Source organism: Nocardia sp. IBHARD005 (assembly GCF_052814245.1).
On the sequence record NZ_CP199935.1, the window covers coordinates 5,677,826 to 5,692,696 of the forward strand.

15 protein-coding genes are annotated in these 14,871 nt (G+C 68.0%); 3 read left to right on the top strand and 12 right to left on the bottom strand.

All coding sequences use genetic code 11. The annotated features are described in order from the left end of the window. Positions 1-225 precede the first annotated feature (225 nt). The 3 genes from ACTWPB_RS26660 to ACTWPB_RS26670 all read right to left on the bottom strand — a co-directional run bounded on the left by ACTWPB_RS26660 (position 226) and on the right by ACTWPB_RS26670 (position 4,280). Positions 226-2,499: a polyribonucleotide nucleotidyltransferase gene (locus tag ACTWPB_RS26660; RefSeq protein ID WP_446223243.1), complete on the bottom strand. Its 2,274-nt coding sequence runs from the start codon at positions 2,497-2,499 to the stop codon at positions 226-228. 415 nt (positions 2,500-2,914) lie between these two features. Next, positions 2,915-3,184 carry a 30S ribosomal protein S15 gene (rpsO, locus tag ACTWPB_RS26665; RefSeq protein WP_056811493.1) on the bottom strand — a complete coding sequence of 90 codons (270 nt, stop codon included), beginning with the start codon at positions 3,182-3,184 and terminating at the stop codon, positions 2,915-2,917. A 127-nt stretch (positions 3,185-3,311) separates the two neighbouring features. Beyond that, the gene (locus ACTWPB_RS26670; protein WP_446223244.1) at positions 3,312-4,280 is read right to left on the bottom strand and encodes a bifunctional riboflavin kinase/FAD synthetase; all 969 of its coding nucleotides are present in this window, start codon (positions 4,278-4,280) and stop codon (positions 3,312-3,314) included. Between the two features lie 101 nt (positions 4,281-4,381). On the opposite strand from ACTWPB_RS26670, the gene ACTWPB_RS26675 reads away from it, so the two are divergent. After that, positions 4,382-5,143 carry a metal-dependent transcriptional regulator gene (locus ACTWPB_RS26675; protein ID WP_446223245.1) on the top strand — a complete coding sequence of 254 codons (762 nt, stop codon included), beginning with the start codon at positions 4,382-4,384 and terminating at the stop codon, positions 5,141-5,143. 35 nt (positions 5,144-5,178) lie between these two features. On the opposite strand, the gene ACTWPB_RS26680 is transcribed toward ACTWPB_RS26675, so the two are convergent. Then, complete coding sequence (locus ACTWPB_RS26680; RefSeq protein WP_446223246.1) at positions 5,179-6,009, bottom strand: hypothetical protein; 831 nt, start codon at positions 6,007-6,009, stop codon at positions 5,179-5,181. Positions 6,010-6,200: 191 nt separating this feature from the next. Then, entirely contained in the window at positions 6,201-6,788 is a 588-nt protein-coding gene (locus tag ACTWPB_RS26685) for a TetR/AcrR family transcriptional regulator C-terminal ligand-binding domain-containing protein (RefSeq protein ID WP_446223247.1), read from the bottom strand. A gap of 81 nt (positions 6,789-6,869) precedes the next feature. Here ACTWPB_RS26685 and ACTWPB_RS26690 point away from each other — a divergent pair, with 81 nt between their 5' ends. Beyond that, positions 6,870-7,298, top strand: a complete 429-nt coding sequence (locus tag ACTWPB_RS26690) for a nitroreductase/quinone reductase family protein (protein WP_446223248.1) — start codon at positions 6,870-6,872, stop codon at positions 7,296-7,298. A 45-nt stretch (positions 7,299-7,343) separates the two neighbouring features. Here ACTWPB_RS26690 and truB read toward each other — a convergent pair whose 3' ends face one another. From truB to ACTWPB_RS26710, 4 genes are all read right to left on the bottom strand, one after another. Further along, positions 7,344-8,255, bottom strand: coding sequence for a tRNA pseudouridine(55) synthase TruB (gene truB, locus ACTWPB_RS26695; RefSeq protein ID WP_446226498.1), 912 nt, complete (start codon positions 8,253-8,255; stop codon positions 7,344-7,346). 20 nt (positions 8,256-8,275) lie between these two features. Next, the gene (npt, locus tag ACTWPB_RS26700) at positions 8,276-8,947 is read right to left on the bottom strand and encodes a 4'-phosphopantetheinyl transferase Npt (protein WP_446223249.1); all 672 of its coding nucleotides are present in this window, start codon (positions 8,945-8,947) and stop codon (positions 8,276-8,278) included. Between the two features lie 270 nt (positions 8,948-9,217). Then, positions 9,218-10,159, bottom strand: a complete 942-nt coding sequence (locus tag ACTWPB_RS26705) for a metallophosphoesterase family protein (RefSeq protein ID WP_446226499.1) — start codon at positions 10,157-10,159, stop codon at positions 9,218-9,220. A 190-nt stretch (positions 10,160-10,349) separates the two neighbouring features. Then, the gene (locus tag ACTWPB_RS26710; RefSeq protein WP_446223250.1) at positions 10,350-11,702 is read right to left on the bottom strand and encodes an MATE family efflux transporter; all 1,353 of its coding nucleotides are present in this window, start codon (positions 11,700-11,702) and stop codon (positions 10,350-10,352) included. 372 nt (positions 11,703-12,074) lie between these two features. On the opposite strand from ACTWPB_RS26710, the gene ACTWPB_RS26715 reads away from it, so the two are divergent. Further along, the gene (locus tag ACTWPB_RS26715) at positions 12,075-13,238 is read left to right on the top strand and encodes an MFS transporter (RefSeq protein WP_446223251.1); all 1,164 of its coding nucleotides are present in this window, start codon (positions 12,075-12,077) and stop codon (positions 13,236-13,238) included. A 61-nt stretch (positions 13,239-13,299) separates the two neighbouring features. Here ACTWPB_RS26715 and ACTWPB_RS26720 read toward each other — a convergent pair whose 3' ends face one another. Genes ACTWPB_RS26720 through ACTWPB_RS26730 form a run of 3 tightly spaced genes read right to left on the bottom strand, consistent with a single transcriptional unit; the run spans position 13,300 to position 14,833 of the window. Next, positions 13,300-13,554, bottom strand: a complete 255-nt coding sequence (locus tag ACTWPB_RS26720; protein WP_446223252.1) for a hypothetical protein — start codon at positions 13,552-13,554, stop codon at positions 13,300-13,302. After that, positions 13,551-13,838, bottom strand: a complete 288-nt coding sequence (locus tag ACTWPB_RS26725) for a hypothetical protein (protein ID WP_446223253.1) — start codon at positions 13,836-13,838, stop codon at positions 13,551-13,553. Before ACTWPB_RS26725 ends, ACTWPB_RS26720 begins: the two co-directional genes overlap by 4 nt. Beyond that, positions 13,835-14,833 carry a DHH family phosphoesterase gene (locus ACTWPB_RS26730; RefSeq protein ID WP_446223254.1) on the bottom strand — a complete coding sequence of 333 codons (999 nt, stop codon included), beginning with the start codon at positions 14,831-14,833 and terminating at the stop codon, positions 13,835-13,837. The genes ACTWPB_RS26725 and ACTWPB_RS26730 overlap by 4 nt, the downstream gene beginning before the upstream one ends. Between the last annotated feature and the right edge of the window lie 38 nt (positions 14,834-14,871).

Sequence of the window (14,871 nt, forward strand, 5' to 3'; positions counted from 1 at the left end):
ATCCGACCGCGTACGCCGAGCCGACAGCGGTCGGCGCGCAGCTCCCGAGGGGCGGCGCCACGGCTGTCGACACAGATTCTTACTGTGTCCGGACACACTAAGCGAGACAACGTTGCATCACCGTTGCATCATCGTGATCCAGATCACGAACCCGTTCGGCGCCGGAAAACGACAAAACCCCCGCCGTACAACGGCGAGGGTTTCGTCGGTCAGCGGGAGCGAGGCCTACTCGGCTTCGGTGGTCTCCTCGACGGCGGCCGGCTCGGCAGCGGCGGCCTCGTCCTCGACCGGGACGAGCGAGATCTTGCCGCGGTTGTCGATATCGGCGATCTCCACACGCAGCTTGTCGCCGACGTTGACCACGTCTTCGACCTTGGCCACGCGCTTGCCGTTGCCCAGCTTGGAGATGTGCACCAGACCGTCGCGACCCGGCAGGAGCGAGACGAACGCACCGAAGGCGGTGGTCTTGACGACCGTGCCCAGGAAGCGCTCGCCGACCTTGGGCAGCTGCGGGTTGGCGATGGCGTTGATCATGTCGATCGCGGCCTGGGCCGACGGCCCATCGGTCGCACCGACGAAAACAGTGCCGTCATCTTCGATGGAGATGTTGGCGCCGGTTTCCTCGGTGATCTGGTTGATCATCTTGCCCTTGGGCCCGATGACCTCGCCGATCTTGTCGACCGGGATCTTGATGGCCGTCACGCGCGGGGCGTAGGGGCTCATCTCGTCCGGATCGGTGATGGCCTCGGCCATCACGTCCAGGATCGTGGTGCGGGCGTCGTGCGCCTGGTTCAGCGCACCGGCCAGCACCTGCGAGGGGATGCCGTCGAGCTTGGTGTCGAGCTGCAGGGCGGTGACGAAGTCACGGGTGCCCGCGACCTTGAAGTCCATGTCGCCGAAGGCATCCTCGGCGCCGAGGATGTCGGTGAGCGCGACGTAGCGGACCTCGTCCTCACCCTTGTCGTTGGTGATGGTGTCCGACACCAGGCCCATGGCGATACCCGCGACCGGCGCCTTCAGCGGCACACCGGCGTTGAGCAGCGACAGGGTCGAGGCACAGACCGAACCCATCGAGGTGGAGCCGTTGGAGCTCAGCGCCTCCGAGACCTGACGGATGGCGTAGGGGAACTCCTCCTGCGAGGGCAGCACCGGCATCAGCGCACGCTCGGCGAGCGCGCCGTGGCCGATCTCGCGACGCTTCGGCGAACCGACGCGACCGGTCTCGCCGGTGGAGAACGGCGGGAAGTTGTAGTGGTGCATGTAGCGCTTGGAGGTCTCCGGGCCGAGCGAGTCGACCTGCTGCGCCATCTTCACCATGTCGAGGGTGGTCACACCCATGATCTGGGTCTCGCCACGCTCGAACAGCGCCGAACCGTGGGCGCGCGGGATCACGTCGACCTCGGCGGAGAGCTGACGGATGTCGGCCAGGCCACGCCCGTCGATACGGAAACCGTCGGTGAGGATGCGCTGGCGAACCAGCTTCTTGGTGACCGAGCGGAACGCGGCACCCAGTTCCTTCTCGCGACCGGTGAAGTCGTCACCGAGACGACCGAGCACCTCGGCCTTGATCTCGTCGATGCGGGCCTCGCGGGCCTGCTTGTCGGCGATGCTCAGCGCCTCGTTCAGCTCCACCTTCGAGGTGCCCTCGACAGCGGTGAACACGTCGGGGCCGTACGGCGGGAAGAGCGGGAACTCCTGGGTCGGCTTGGCAGCCAGCGCGGCCAGGTCGGCCTGGGCGCGGACCAGGCGCGCGATGAACGGCTTGGCGGCCTCCAGACCCTGGGCGACCACGGCCTCGGTCGGCGCCTGCGCACCGTCTTCGATCAGCGCGATGACCTTGTCGGTGGCCTCGGCCTCGACCATCATGATGGCGACGTCACCGGTGTCGGTGACGCGGCCCGCGACGACCATGTCGAACACGGCACCTTCGAGCTGCTCGACGGTCGGGAACGCGACCCACTGGTCACCGATGAGGGCCACGCGCACGCCACCGATCGGGCCGGAGAACGGGATGCCCGAGAGCTGGGTCGACGCCGAGGCGGCGTTGATGGCCACCACGTCGTAGAGGTCGGCCGGGTCGAGGCTGAGCACGGTCACGACGACCTGGATCTCGTTGCGCAGACCGTCGATGAAGGTCGGGCGCAGCGGCCGGTCGATCAGGCGGCAGGTCAGGATCGCGTCGGTGGAGGGGCGGCCCTCGCGACGGAAGAACGAGCCGGGGATGCGACCCGCGGCGTACATGCGCTCTTCGACATCGACCGTCAGCGGGAAGAAGTCGAACTGGTCCTTGGGGTACTTGCCTGCGGTGGTCGCCGACAGCAGCATGGTCTCGTCGTCCAGGTAGGCGGCGACGGAGCCCGCGGCCTGCTTGGCCAGACGGCCGGTCTCGAAGCGGATGGTGCGGGTGCCGAAGCTACCGTTGTCGATCAGCGCGACCGACTCGAAAACACCGGGCTCGACCTCGACCGCAGTCGACGTACGTTCAGTTGTCTGCGTCATAATTCTCTTCTCTCGACCTCTCGTCTCGCTGGTCGCGCTGCCGTTTCCAGGCGTACTTTTCCCCTGGTGGGCGCGAACCCAGCTGTCGTCAGCCGTACCGGACACGGACACGTGGAAATCCTCCTGGCCTCCACGCGCAGCACCCGGCCGAATCCCCTTGGCTGGAACATTCCACAAGAGGGGCGACGCGGAGGCGATCATCGATCGAAGCCCGACGGCGGCGAGAAGAACGCCTGCCGAAAGGCCACTACCGAAGACCGACGCCACGCGGACGAATGCATACGGCTGTCACATGTTGTAATGCAGCCGAGAACCCGATGGTCCCCGAATACACGAATAGCCAACGAGAAGAAGTGTACTTCTTCCCGTTGGCCAGGTGTCGACCGCCTCGACGAGGAGGCGTGTCTGATTCAGATCAGCGACGCAGACCCAAGCGCTCGATGAGCGAGCGGTAGCGGTTGATGTCGTTGGCCTGCAGGTACTTCGACAGGCGGCGACGACGACCGATCAGGGCCAGCAGGCCGTGCCGGGTGTGGTGATCGTGCTTGTGCTGCTTCAGGTGCTCGGTCAGGTCCGAGATCCGCTTCGACAGCAGCGCGATCTGCGCCTCCGGCGAGCCGGTGTCGGTGGGGTGCAGGCCGTATTCGGCGAGAATTGCCGACTTCTGCTCAGTGGTCAGCGCCATGTGGCTCGACTCCTATTTTTCAGTTCCGCGCTCGAAGGTCCGGTTACCCGGGATGGGCGCCACCGCGGACCGCAGCAAACCCGAGGAGCCACTGTACTCGACACGTGGTGGCGAGGTGAATCCGGGCTCAGGCGTCGGCGGCGGTGAGAACTTTGCGCGCGGCCTCGACATCGCGGCCCATGGCCTCGACCAGATCGTCGATGGAGTCGAATTTGCGCATCCCGCGCAATTGTTCGACGAAATCGACACCGACATGCTGGCCGTAGAGGTCGGCCTCACCGTCGAGAACGAACGCTTCGACGGTGCGTGAGCGGCCGGAGAACGTGGGGTTGGTGCCGACCGAGATCGCGGCCATCGCGCGCTCGCCGGGTGCGGCCTGACCGATGCTCGGGCCTGACCCGAGGACGGTGAACCAGCCCGCGTACACCCCGTCGGCCGGAATCGCGGCGTGCATCGGCGGTGCGACGTTGGCGGTCGGGAAGCCGAGCCCGCGACCACGACCGTCGCCGTGCACGACGACACCCTCGACACGATGCGGTCGCCCGAGTGCCTCGGCCGCCGCGGCCATATCGCCCGCCTCGACACAGGCCCGGATATAGGTGGAGGAGAAAGTGACGGCGTGTTCGCCGAGCAGGGTCACCCCGTCGACCTCGAAGCCGAACCGCGCACCGAGGTCGCGCATCGTGTCGACGGTGCCCGCGGCCTTCTTGCCGAAGGTGAAGTTGTCGCCGACCACGACCTCGGTGACATGCAGACGTTCGACCAGCAGGTCGTGCACGTATCCGGACGGGGTGAGCTTCATGAAATCCTGCGTGAACGGCATCACGCAGAACACGTCGATTCCGAGTTCGGCGGCCAGCTCCGCGCGGCGGGTCAGCGTGGTCAGCTGTGCGGGATGCGAACCGGGTCGCACCACTTCCATCGGGTGCGGATCGAAGGTCATCAGAACCGAGGCAACGCCACGCTTGCCCGCCGCGGCGACCGCGCGGCTGATCAGCTGCGCGTGCCCCCGATGTACCCCGTCGAACACGCCGATCGTGAGAACGCAACGCCCCCAGTCCGCGGGCACGTCGTCGAGACTTCGCCATCTCTGCACAGAGCGAAGCCTACGCAAAGCGGTGCCCGAACAGAATTCCGGTCTGACCGGATCACCGGTGCGCGCCGTGCCGGTTCGCCGATGTGTCATTCGGGCCAGGGATGCCTAACATTGGTGACGTGCCAGCTAAACGAGATGTCGCGACCCGTAGCGCGCTGACGCAGCCCGCCGAGCAGGCCGAACTCGCCGCCCCGATCGCGCCCGAACTATCGGCGGTGGCACAGGATTATCTGAAGGTCATCTGGACCGCCCAGGAGTGGTCGCAGGAGAAGGTGTCGACCAAGCTGCTGGCCGAGCGGATCGGCGTGTCGGCTTCGACGGTGTCGGAGGCGGTGCGCAAGCTCACCGATCAGGGCCTGGTCGAACACGCCCGCTACGGCGCGATCACCCTGACCGAACACGGCCGTCGCGCCGCGATCGCGATGGTGCGCCGCCATCGCCTGATCGAGACGTTCCTGGTGAACGAACTCGGCTACGGCTGGGACGAGGTGCACGACGAGGCCGAAGTACTCGAACACGCTGTCTCGGACCTGCTCATGTCCCGCATCGACGCGAAACTCGGCCACCCCGACCGCGACCCGCACGGTGACCCCATCCCGTCGGTCGACGGCGCCGTCCCCACCCCGCCCGCCCGCCAGCTCAGCGACTTCGCCGCGGGCGAATTCGGCCGGGTAGCCCGCATCTCCGATTCCGACCCCGCGATGCTGCGCTATTTCGACTCCGTCGGCATCGCCCTCGACACCGCCATCGAAGTAGCCGAACGCCGCGATTTCGCCGGCACCATCGCCGTCCGCATCGCCTCGGCCGAAACCCCTACCGAGCTGGGAACCCTTGCCGCCGAAGCTATTTGGCTCACCGCGTAGTCCATCGACATCATGTCGAGAAGCCGGGTGGGTGATCAGCAGCTGAAATAGCTGCGCAGGCGTTCCGGTACGCCATCGGCGGAGGCGCTGGACCAGCAGATGTCGTGAGGGAACCGGACGTAGGTGGTCCAGGTTCCTGAGGCGCGGGTGATGACGCGCTGGTTGTCGCCGGGGGTATCCCAGCGGATGACACCCCACTGCCCGTCACAGTCGGGGATGGTGGCGACCGGTCCCGGATCGACGCCGAGTTCGGTTTCGATAGTGGCTTCGGCGCAGGCGGGTTCGGGTGCGGTGTCCTGGAAGCGCAATTGACCGGTGGCCGTGCCGCCCGCGGTGACCAGGAACAGCGTGTGCATGCCTTCGGGGACCGGGTTCGTTCCCGCGGGCGCGGTCATCCCGAAGCGATAGCAACCGATTTCGGTGATGAAGGACGCCCGGCCTTGCTCGTCGGTGACACCGTCGCGGCGCAGGGTTTCCATCGTCTCGCCGAGGGGGATGTCCTTGCTCGAAGGATCACATGGCTGCTGCAGCGAAAGGTGCACCGGCACACCGGGAACGGGGATCCCAGACAGGGTCACGGTGCGCAGGACAACAGTACCGGTGGCAGGTTCGGGTGACTGGGCAGTGGTGGCCGGGGTGGTGGACACACCCACGGAAGTCGGTCGTCCGGCAAGAGAAGTGGCGCTCGGACGGCCCGCAGGAGCGGGAGCAGCACTGGGCGTTGCGACCGAGATCGGCGCGCTGATCGTGGTCGTCGGGCGCGCCGGGCTCGATCCCGGCCGCTGCGGATCACCGCTGCCACAGCCCACGAGCAATACCGTCATACCGGCGACGACACCGAGCCAAGTCTTCCCGATCGCAGTCATTTTCTACCCCTCCGACGCGCAAGCTATACATCTTCGCTATCGGCCGTTCCCAGCAGGGCGTTAACCCCCGTCCAGCACCCCCGACAGCCGGTGCCGCCGTCGGCCGGGGCGCATCACCGTCCACGCGACAGGAACCCAGCAGCACCGGAATTCGGGAGCCGTCCCCGATCGTCGATCGGCCATCCGTCACGCTACGGATTCGTCGGAGCGGGTGCGGCGCACAACGAGTCGGCCAGACGGTCCGCCAGATCAGCGCCGAGCGGGGCGCGGGTCACCGCGAGCCGGTACCAGAGCACGCCGAAGGCCTGGTCGACCAGCAACTCCACGTCGTCGGAGTCCGCCCCGTCGCGGGCGAGTATGCGCGCGAGCACGCCCCGGCGGACGGCGACGAACTCGGCGAGCAGGTCGGCCACCTGCCGATCACGTTGGGCGTCAGCCAGAATCGCGCGCAGCAGCACGTCGGCGGGCGGTGCGGAGGCGGCGGCGAAGGTCGCTCGCAGGAACGCGGCGACGTCCGCACGCCGGTTGCCCGTATCGGGTTCGGGCACGGCGCCGCTGGCCCATTCGCTCATCGCGTCGAGGAGCAAGGCGCCTCGCGAGGGCCACCACCGGTAGATCGTCTGCTTGCCGACACCCGCGGCGGCGGCGATCTCACTCATCGTGATATCGATGCGGTCCGCCGCGGCCAGCACGGCGGGGACCGCCCGCAGGATCGCCTGCTTGGCCGCGTCGTTTCGTTTGCGCCCGGTATGGGCGCGCACCGCCTTGCCCGGTTCCACGCGACCATCGTAACGGTTGACGGAACCGTTAGTCTCGACAATACTTTGTGGAGACTCACCGTCTCGACAAGCGAGGTCGCCATGACATCACCGCAGGTAAAACGCCGCGTCGTCACGTGGTGCCACCGATACGTCGTCAATCCGGTGACCCGCCATCTGGCAGGCCGGGTGATGCCGGGTACCGCGCTGCTGGAAACCACCGGCCGTCGCACCGGGCTCGCCCGCCGCACTCCGATCGGCGGCAAGCGCGTGGGCGACTCGTTCTGGCTGGTCAGCGACCACGGCACGGCCTCGGCCTATGTCCGCAATATCGAGGCGGATCCGCGGGTGCGGCTACGGCTACGCGCCCGCTGGCACACCGGCACCGCCCACCCGCTCCCCGCCGACGACTCACGCGCTCGACTTCGCCGGCTGCCCCGGTTCAACAGCATGATGGTGCGCGCGCTCGGCACGGACCTACTCACGATCCGCATCGATCTGGACCCCACCGCAGCGCACCAACGCATCTGACATCCACCCACGGGCTCCGTGGGGTGTCGGGCGTCGCCTGTCTGGTCAGTCGCCGATTCCGCGCGGGCGCACCACCATCACCGAACCCGCGCGTTTGCCGCTCTCCTCGAGCAGTGCGATCGCCCGGCCGCGCGGGTCGATCGCGGCGTAGACACCCTTGATGCCGACAGGTTCGAGCCAGCGACCGGTGCGCAGGTCGGTGGCCTGGGATTCGTCGATCTCGCGCAGCGGGAAGGCGGTACGGACGGCGGTGTCGATATCGAGGCTGAGCAGAGGCTGCTCGGCCTCGGCGGCTGCCGCGAGTTGTTCGAGGGTGCGGGCATGTTCGAGGGTGAAGGGGCCAACCCTGGTGCGGCGCAAGGCTGTCAGGTGACCGCCCACCCCGAGGGCGGCGCCGAGATCGCGGGCCAGGGCGCGGATATAGGTGCCCGAGGTGCATTCGACAGCAACGTCGAGATCCACGAACGCACCGTCGGTGACGTCGCGCCGGGCCAGGATGTCGAAGCGCGACACCGTGACCGGCCGGGCGGCCAGTTGCACCTCTTCGCCGGCGCGCACCCGCGCGTAGGCCCGCTCACCGTCGACCTTGATGGCGCTCACCGTGGCGGGGACCTGCTCGATGTCACCGGTCAGGCCCGCGACACCGGCCGCGATCTCGTCGTCGGTGATGTGCAGCGCGGACGTGCTCGCGATGACCTCACCCTCGGCGTCATCGGTATCGGTGGCCTGGCCGAGGCGGATGGTCGCGGTGTAGGCCTTGGTGGTGAGCAGGAGTTGGCCGAGCAGCTTCGTGGCCCGCTCCACCCCGAGCACCAGCACACCGGTGGCCATCGGGTCGAGGGTGCCCGCGTGGCCGACCTTCTTGGTCTGCAACAGTTTTCGGCTGCGCGCCACGACATCATGGCTGGTGAGCCCGCCGTCCTTGTCGACGATCACGAGACCACCGAGCTCGCCCACCCGCGACACTCGCGCCGCCATCAGCCGTGCGCGATCGCGGTCAGGATCAGCCCGTCGGCGATCAGCCACTTGCCGTTGAACTCTGTCAGCGCGGCGCCGCCGTCGTTCGTCGAGCCGGGCACGAGCAGCTTCGTGTGGAAGGTACCCGAGCCCGAATCGCCTGTGCGGGAGCCGATCTCGAAGGTGATATGAGCGTCCTCGAAACCGAGCCAGCGCAGTGTCAGCGGGAACCAGGCCTTGTAGGTGGCCTCCTTGGCACAGAACAGCAGCCGATCCAGGTGCAGGCCCTCGCCGGGCGTGTCGGACAGCCACTCGCGTTCGGCGGGCAGACTGACCGAATCGAGCACGCCTTCGGGGAGGGTGTCGTGCGGTTCGGCGTCGATGCCGACCGAACGGAAACGCAGCGCGTGCGCCATCGCGGCGGCCCGGTAGCCGTCGCAATGGGTGAGGCTGCCGACGATGCCGCGCGGGAACAGCGGCATGCCGCGCTCACCCTTGCCGATCGCGACGGGCGGCTCACCGAGCTGTTCGAGGGCGAGGCGAGCACAGTGCCGGGCACCGATGAAATCGCGGCGACGCTTCTCCACGGATTTGGCGATGAGGTGCTCCTCGGCGGGATGCGCGGTCAACTCCTCCGGAAACACCAGCAACTCCGCCGAAGCCACACTCCTCGGCAATATCCTCTCCAGCAAGTGCTGTTCCGCCTCTCCGCGTATTTTGGCCAGATCTAGGCGCTGGTTGGGCAGCGTTGGCGTCTGGCGGTACCGGGGTGGGCGGGTTTGCTCGTGCCCGGTGAGTTACCGATGTGCTTGCCCGCCTCCCCGCGTTTCTGGCCAGACTCACGTACTGGTCAGGGCAGCGTTGGCGTCTGACGGCTGGCGAGTACGCGTGTTTGTTCGTGCCCGGCAAGTTACCGATGTCCATACCAAATCAGGCGTAGAGATATCACGCAAATTCGCTAGTTAGACGCCTCGTCTGCGTTCGGCCTTTTTGCGCATTTCCGCTGCTGCAGCTTCCATCTCCGGGGTTACCCTGAAGTGGCCGCCCCAGGCGTTCAGGTCGCCGTCGGCGTAGACCGGGTCGGGCAGGATCTGGCGCAGGAGCGGGTTCGGCATGCCTCGGCGTTTCCATTCGCGGGGGTAGCCGAGGGAGACCTCTTCGAAGCGGACACCGTCGTAGTAGGTGGTGCGGGGGATGTGGAGGTGGCCGTACACCGAGCAGACCACGTTGTAGCTGGTGTGCCAGTCGGCGGTCAGGTCGGTGCCGCACCACAGCGAGAACTCCGGGTAGAACAGGATGTCGGTGGGCTGGCGGACCAGGGGGAAGTGGTTGATCAGCACCAGCGGGGTTTCCGGGGGCAGCGCGTCGAGGCGGCGCTGGGTGTACTGGACGCGGGCGTGACACCAGGCGTCGCGGGTGAGGTACGGGTCGGGGGTCAGCAGGAACTCGTCGGTGGCGACGACATTGCGTTCGCGGGCCAGCGCCAAACCCTCCGCCTTGGTCTTTGTGCCCGCCGGGCGCCACGAGTAGTCGTAGAGCAGGAACATCGGCGCCACGGTGACCCGGCCGCCGTACTTCTCGGCACCCGAACCCGTCCACACCGGGAACGGGTCCTCCGGGGTGACGACATCGAGGTCACGGCACATCGCCACCAGATAGTCGTAGCGGGCGGCGCCGTGCATCTGCACCGGGTCCTTCGGCGTGGTCCACAACTCGTGGTTGCCCGGCACCCAGATGACCTTGGCGAAGCGGCCGCGCAGAAACTCCAGCGCCCACCGCACCTCCTCGGCCTTCTCCCCCACATCACCGGCGACGATCAACCAGTCCTCGGGCGAATCGGGCACGATCTGTTCCACCACAGGCTTGTTCCCCTGATGCCCCACATGCACATCGCTGACCGCCATCAACTTCGGATTCACCTATCCACAGTGGCACACCCCGGGCGCACGGCACCGGTGGGTTCACCCCCGCGCGCCCGCGGCCTCGGCGACGAGGAGATCGAGCAGCCCGGGAAACCGCGCGTCGAGCTCGGCCCGCCGCAAGACCGCGGTGCTGCGATTGCCGAAATTCACCTGCCGGTCCGGGCGCCCTGAGTCACGCCGCCCCGCTCGGCACATCGGCGCCCACCTTGGCCCAGCGACCCGACTTCGCCCGGGCGAGGACCGCGATCAATCGCAGCAGCATGAAAGCGACCAGACCCGACCAGATTCCGGCCACGCCCCAGTCGAAGTTCAGCGACAGCCAGATCACGGGGAGGAAGCCGGTCAGAGCGGCGGCGAGGGTCGCGGTGCGGAGGAAGGCGGCGTCGCCCGCGCCGAGCAGGACGCCGTCGAGGGCGAACACGGCGCCGGCGACCGGGATCATCGCGACGAAGAACCACCAGATGACGTTGGCGCGGTCGAGAACCTGGGGGTCGTCGGTGAACAGCAGGGGGATCACGGTCGCGCCTGCGGCGAAGGCGGCAGCCAGCAGCAGGGCGAAGATCTCGGACCAGACCGTGACCCTGCGGGCGATGCCTTTGGCGCCGTGCGCATTTCCCGCCCCGAGGGCCGCGCCGACCAGGGTCTGGGCGGCAATGGCGAGCGAATCCAGGGTCAGGGCAAGGAAATTCCAGAGTTGCAGGACCAGTTGGTGGGCAGCGACGGACGCGGCGCCGAAACGGGCGGCCACCGCGGCGGCGGAGACGAAGCAGATCTGGAAGGACAGGCTGCGCACGATGAGGTCGCGGCCGAGCACGAGTTGAGCCCGCATCACCGCGATGCGCGGGCGCAGCGAAACACGTTCCCGCAGCAGGGCATAGGCGAACAGGACACCGGAGACCGATTGGCCGACGAGATTGGCCACCGCGGAACCGGCCAGTTCCATCCGCGGCGCACCGAGCAGTCCGTACACCAGGACCGGACACAGCACCGCCGAGAGTGCCAGTCCCGCAACCACATAGGTCAGCGGTCGTCGCACATCCTGCACACCGCGCATCCACCCGTTGCCCGCCATCGACAGCAGGATCAGCGGCACGCCGAACAGCGCGATCCGTACCCAGCTGAGAGCCTCGTCGGCGATCTCACCACCGCCGGACAGCACCGAACACAAGGGCACCGCGAACAGCTGGATCACCGCGACGATCACCAGACCGACCGCGACACCTACCCAACTGGCCTGCACGCCTTCCTCGACCGCGCCCGTCCTGTCCCCCGCACCGTGTCTGCGGGCCGCTCGCGCGGTTGTCCCGTAGGACAGGAACGTCAGCTGGGTACTCACCGTGCCGAGGATTACCGCGCCGACCGCCAGCCCGGCCAGTGCCAGCGCCCCCAACCTGCCGACCACCGCGATGTCGAAGAGCAGATACAGCGGCTCGGCAACCAGCACGCCCAGCGTGGGCACGGCGATGCCGAGAATGCGCCGTGGTCCGGCCCGGTCGAACTCGCCGCCGGTCACGGCTTCATCCACCGGTTCAGCGGACCCCACACCGACCTCCCACGGTCACGAACTTTGGGCGCGAACGCGCTATCGACCTGCCGATGGTGGCACACGCCACCGACAACATCGCCCATCGAGTGCATCGCCATCGGACGATCTCGCCGACCGCCGTGCCTGATCGCCGCCCTGCAGTCGAGTTCTCGGCCTGCCTCCACCACACGAACTGTCGATCAGGCCGGCGTCCGCACAGAACTGCGGACGCACCACCCGATCCGCATGAATCGCAGGTCTGAAATGTGGACGGCGGGCAGGATGAGCGACAATACTGGTCGTCCGCCCAGCTCAGGTGGACGATGTCACGCCGCGAACGCCCGGTTCGCCCGAAACAACTCAGGATCGACCATGGTGTTTGTGCAGCGATGGCGGGTGATCACGGCGTTCGCCCTGGTCGGCGCGGCGACCCAGCTGGTGTGGCTCACCTATGCGCCGGTGACGACCGTGGCGGCGGAGCATTTCGGTGTGTCCGAGTCCGCGATCGGGTGGCTGGCGAACATGTTCCCGCTGCTCTACGTCGTGCTGGCGGTGCCAGCCGGGATCGCGCTGGATCGCTGCTTCCGCCCCAGCTTGATCGCCGGAGCGGTCCTCACCGCGATCGGTGCGGCGCTGCGGCTGCTCGACGGCGGTTTCGCGCTCGTGCTCATCGGTCAGACCGTCGTCGCGATCGCGCAACCGCTGGTGCTCAACGCGATCACCGGCATCGCCGGGCACTATCTCGACGAGAAGGACCGGCCGACCGGTATCGCGGTGGGCACCGCCAGCACTTTCGCCGGGATGGCGGCGGCGTTCGTACTCGGCGCCGCGCTCCCCGCGGAAAACCAGCTCACCACCCTCACCGCCGTCGGCACCCTCTTCGCCGCGCTGGCCGCGATAGCGCTGACCATCGAGTTGATGCGCGCGGGCACCGGGCCCGCGGCGAGCACCTCGACCTCGCTGACCGCGCTGCGAGCGACCATCGGCGACCGGTATGTACGCCGGCTCTGCGTCGCCGTGTTCTTCCCCTTCGGCACTTTCGTCGCGCTCGCGACCTTCGGCCAGGCATTGCTGGAACCGTCCGGTGTCAGCGCCGACGCGGCGAGCATCGTGCTGCTGGTGAACGTCCTGGCCGGTGTAGTGGGCTGCGCGGTGATCCCGGTCGCGGTCCTGCGCCACGGTGTCGAACTCCCCGCCGTGCTGGTCGGCCTCACCGCCAGCGCCGCCGCCTGTCTGCTCGTAGCCCTCGCCCCCGGCCTGGCAACAGGTTTCCTGGCCTTCGTCCTCCTCGGCCTGACCCTGCTCCCCGCCCTCCCGATCGTCCTGGCCATGGCCGAACGCCACGCCGGCGCCGCCGACGGCACCGCCGCAGGCCTCATCTGGATGACCGGCAACCTCGGCGGCCTCGTCGTAGCAGGCCTGACCGGCCTCCTCGTAGACCAACCGGCCCTCGCCTTCACCCTCTGCGCCACCGCAACGATCCTCGGCGTCCCGCTGACGCTGCGCCTACGCCGCGACCCTGCGCCCGCCCGCTGACCACAACCACCGAACGACGCTGAGGGGGCGGCAGTCGCGCGGTGACATCGCCGGACACCACTCAGGTTCCGAAGAAGATCGCGATGGCCGCGCCGACACCGATCACCGCGCCCGTCAGCCCGATCGCGACCCCGAGTCCGATCCGACGCCCCTGACCCGGAACCACCACCAGCACGCCCGCGAGAACACCAGCGAACACTGCGACTACTGCGGTGATCACCCACAGAAACGGATCGAAGAACACCGGCAGCGCCACTACCGTCAGCGTCGCCGTAGCCGCGCGGAATGTCGACCGATCGAAGGCTTCGCCGCTCATTGCCAGAATCCTCCGTACAGCCAAGCCGCCAGCACCGCACTTCCTGCCAGCAGCGCGGACGTGGTGAACATCCCCCGCCGGATACCCGCGCGCACGGACCCCGCGTTCACTCGGAGAGTCGCGGCGGTGGCGACGGCGACGATCCCGCTGAGTATCAAGGCGAACATGGGGAGTCGACCGATGTCACGGTCGTCCAACCGGGCTGCGCCGGCCAGCACTATCAACGCGCAGACAAGACCAGCAGTTGTGGACGCAGTCGCCGCGGCCCAGTACCGAGAGCTCATCCCAGTGCGGTGATCAGTGCGCGCACAACATCTTCGGCGTTGCCGTAGGTGGTGTAGCCGGCGGCGAAGCGGTGGCCGCCGCCGCCGAAACCGCTGGCTACCGCGGCGACGTCGATGCCGTCGGTGCGGCCGGGGGCGGAGTCGCGGGAACGAAGGGAGACCGTCCAGCGGTCGTTGTGGCCGCGGGCTTCCTTGAAGACGGCGGCGATGCCCGCTTCGGCGGTGGTGCGGATGACGTCGATGACGCTTTCGACTTCTTCGGGGCCCACGTCGTGGGTATCGGCGGCGCGCACCAGCGCGTAGACCAGGCCGACACCGGCGGCGGATGGCACGACCACGGCGGTGGACAGCACCTTCGACAGCATCGGGAGCCAGGCGTAGGGGTGGGTGTCGAGCAGGACACGGGTGATCTCGGTGCCGTCGATGCCGGTGGCGAGCAGGCGCTCGGCCATGGCGTGGCTGCCGGTTCGGGCCCAGCGGAACGAGCCGGTATCGGTGACCAAGCCCGCGAACAGGCAGTGCGCGATGGCGGCGTCGATCTCCACGCCCCAGGCGTCGAGTAGCCGGGTCACCAGTTCGGTGGTCGAGGCCGCGGATTCGTCGATCAGGTCGACGGTGCCGAAGCCGTCGTTGGCCCGGTGGTGATCGATCACCAATGTCATTGTCGCACCGGGCAATCGGTCGGCGAGCGCACCGAGGCGGCTGCGCGCGCCGCAGTCTACGACGATCAACAGGTCGACCTCGCCGGGCACCCGCGCCGGCGGCACGATCAACTGCGCACCGGGCAGCGTGCGTAACGAAGCGGGCAGCTCAGCGGGCTCGGCGAAGGACACCCACACCGGTACCTCGCGCCGGTGCAGCGCCAACGCCAGCGCCAGCCCGCTCCCGACGGTGTCGGCATCGGGCTGCACGTGGCACAGGATCGTCACCGAACGCGCCGCCGCCAATGCGGCGACGGCCGTGCCGAGTTCGGTCCCGTCGCGGACGCTGGTCATCCGGCGTCCACGACGGCCACCGACCCTCGGCCGGGCAT

Excerpts from the sequence above, each read along its gene's own strand:
- ACTWPB_RS26660 (WP_446223243.1), bottom strand. The coding sequence starts at position 2,499 with ATGACGCAGACAACTGAACGTACGTCGACTGCGGTCGAGGTCGAGCCC.
- rpsO (WP_056811493.1), bottom strand. The coding sequence starts at position 3,184 with ATGGCGCTGACCACTGAGCAGAAGTCGGCAATTCTCGCCGAATACGGC.
- ACTWPB_RS26675 (WP_446223245.1), top strand. The coding sequence starts at position 4,382 with ATGCCTAACATTGGTGACGTGCCAGCTAAACGAGATGTCGCGACCCGT.
- ACTWPB_RS26680 (WP_446223246.1), bottom strand. The coding sequence starts at position 6,009 with ATGACTGCGATCGGGAAGACTTGGCTCGGTGTCGTCGCCGGTATGACG.
- ACTWPB_RS26690 (WP_446223248.1), top strand. The coding sequence starts at position 6,870 with ATGACATCACCGCAGGTAAAACGCCGCGTCGTCACGTGGTGCCACCGA.
- ACTWPB_RS26705 (WP_446226499.1), bottom strand. The coding sequence starts at position 10,159 with ATGGCGGTCAGCGATGTGCATGTGGGGCATCAGGGGAACAAGCCTGTG.
- ACTWPB_RS26715 (WP_446223251.1), top strand. The coding sequence starts at position 12,075 with ATGGTGTTTGTGCAGCGATGGCGGGTGATCACGGCGTTCGCCCTGGTC.
- ACTWPB_RS26720 (WP_446223252.1), bottom strand. The coding sequence starts at position 13,554 with ATGAGCGGCGAAGCCTTCGATCGGTCGACATTCCGCGCGGCTACGGCG.
- ACTWPB_RS26725 (WP_446223253.1), bottom strand. The coding sequence starts at position 13,838 with ATGAGCTCTCGGTACTGGGCCGCGGCGACTGCGTCCACAACTGCTGGT.
- ACTWPB_RS26730 (WP_446223254.1), bottom strand. The coding sequence starts at position 14,833 with ATGACCAGCGTCCGCGACGGGACCGAACTCGGCACGGCCGTCGCCGCA.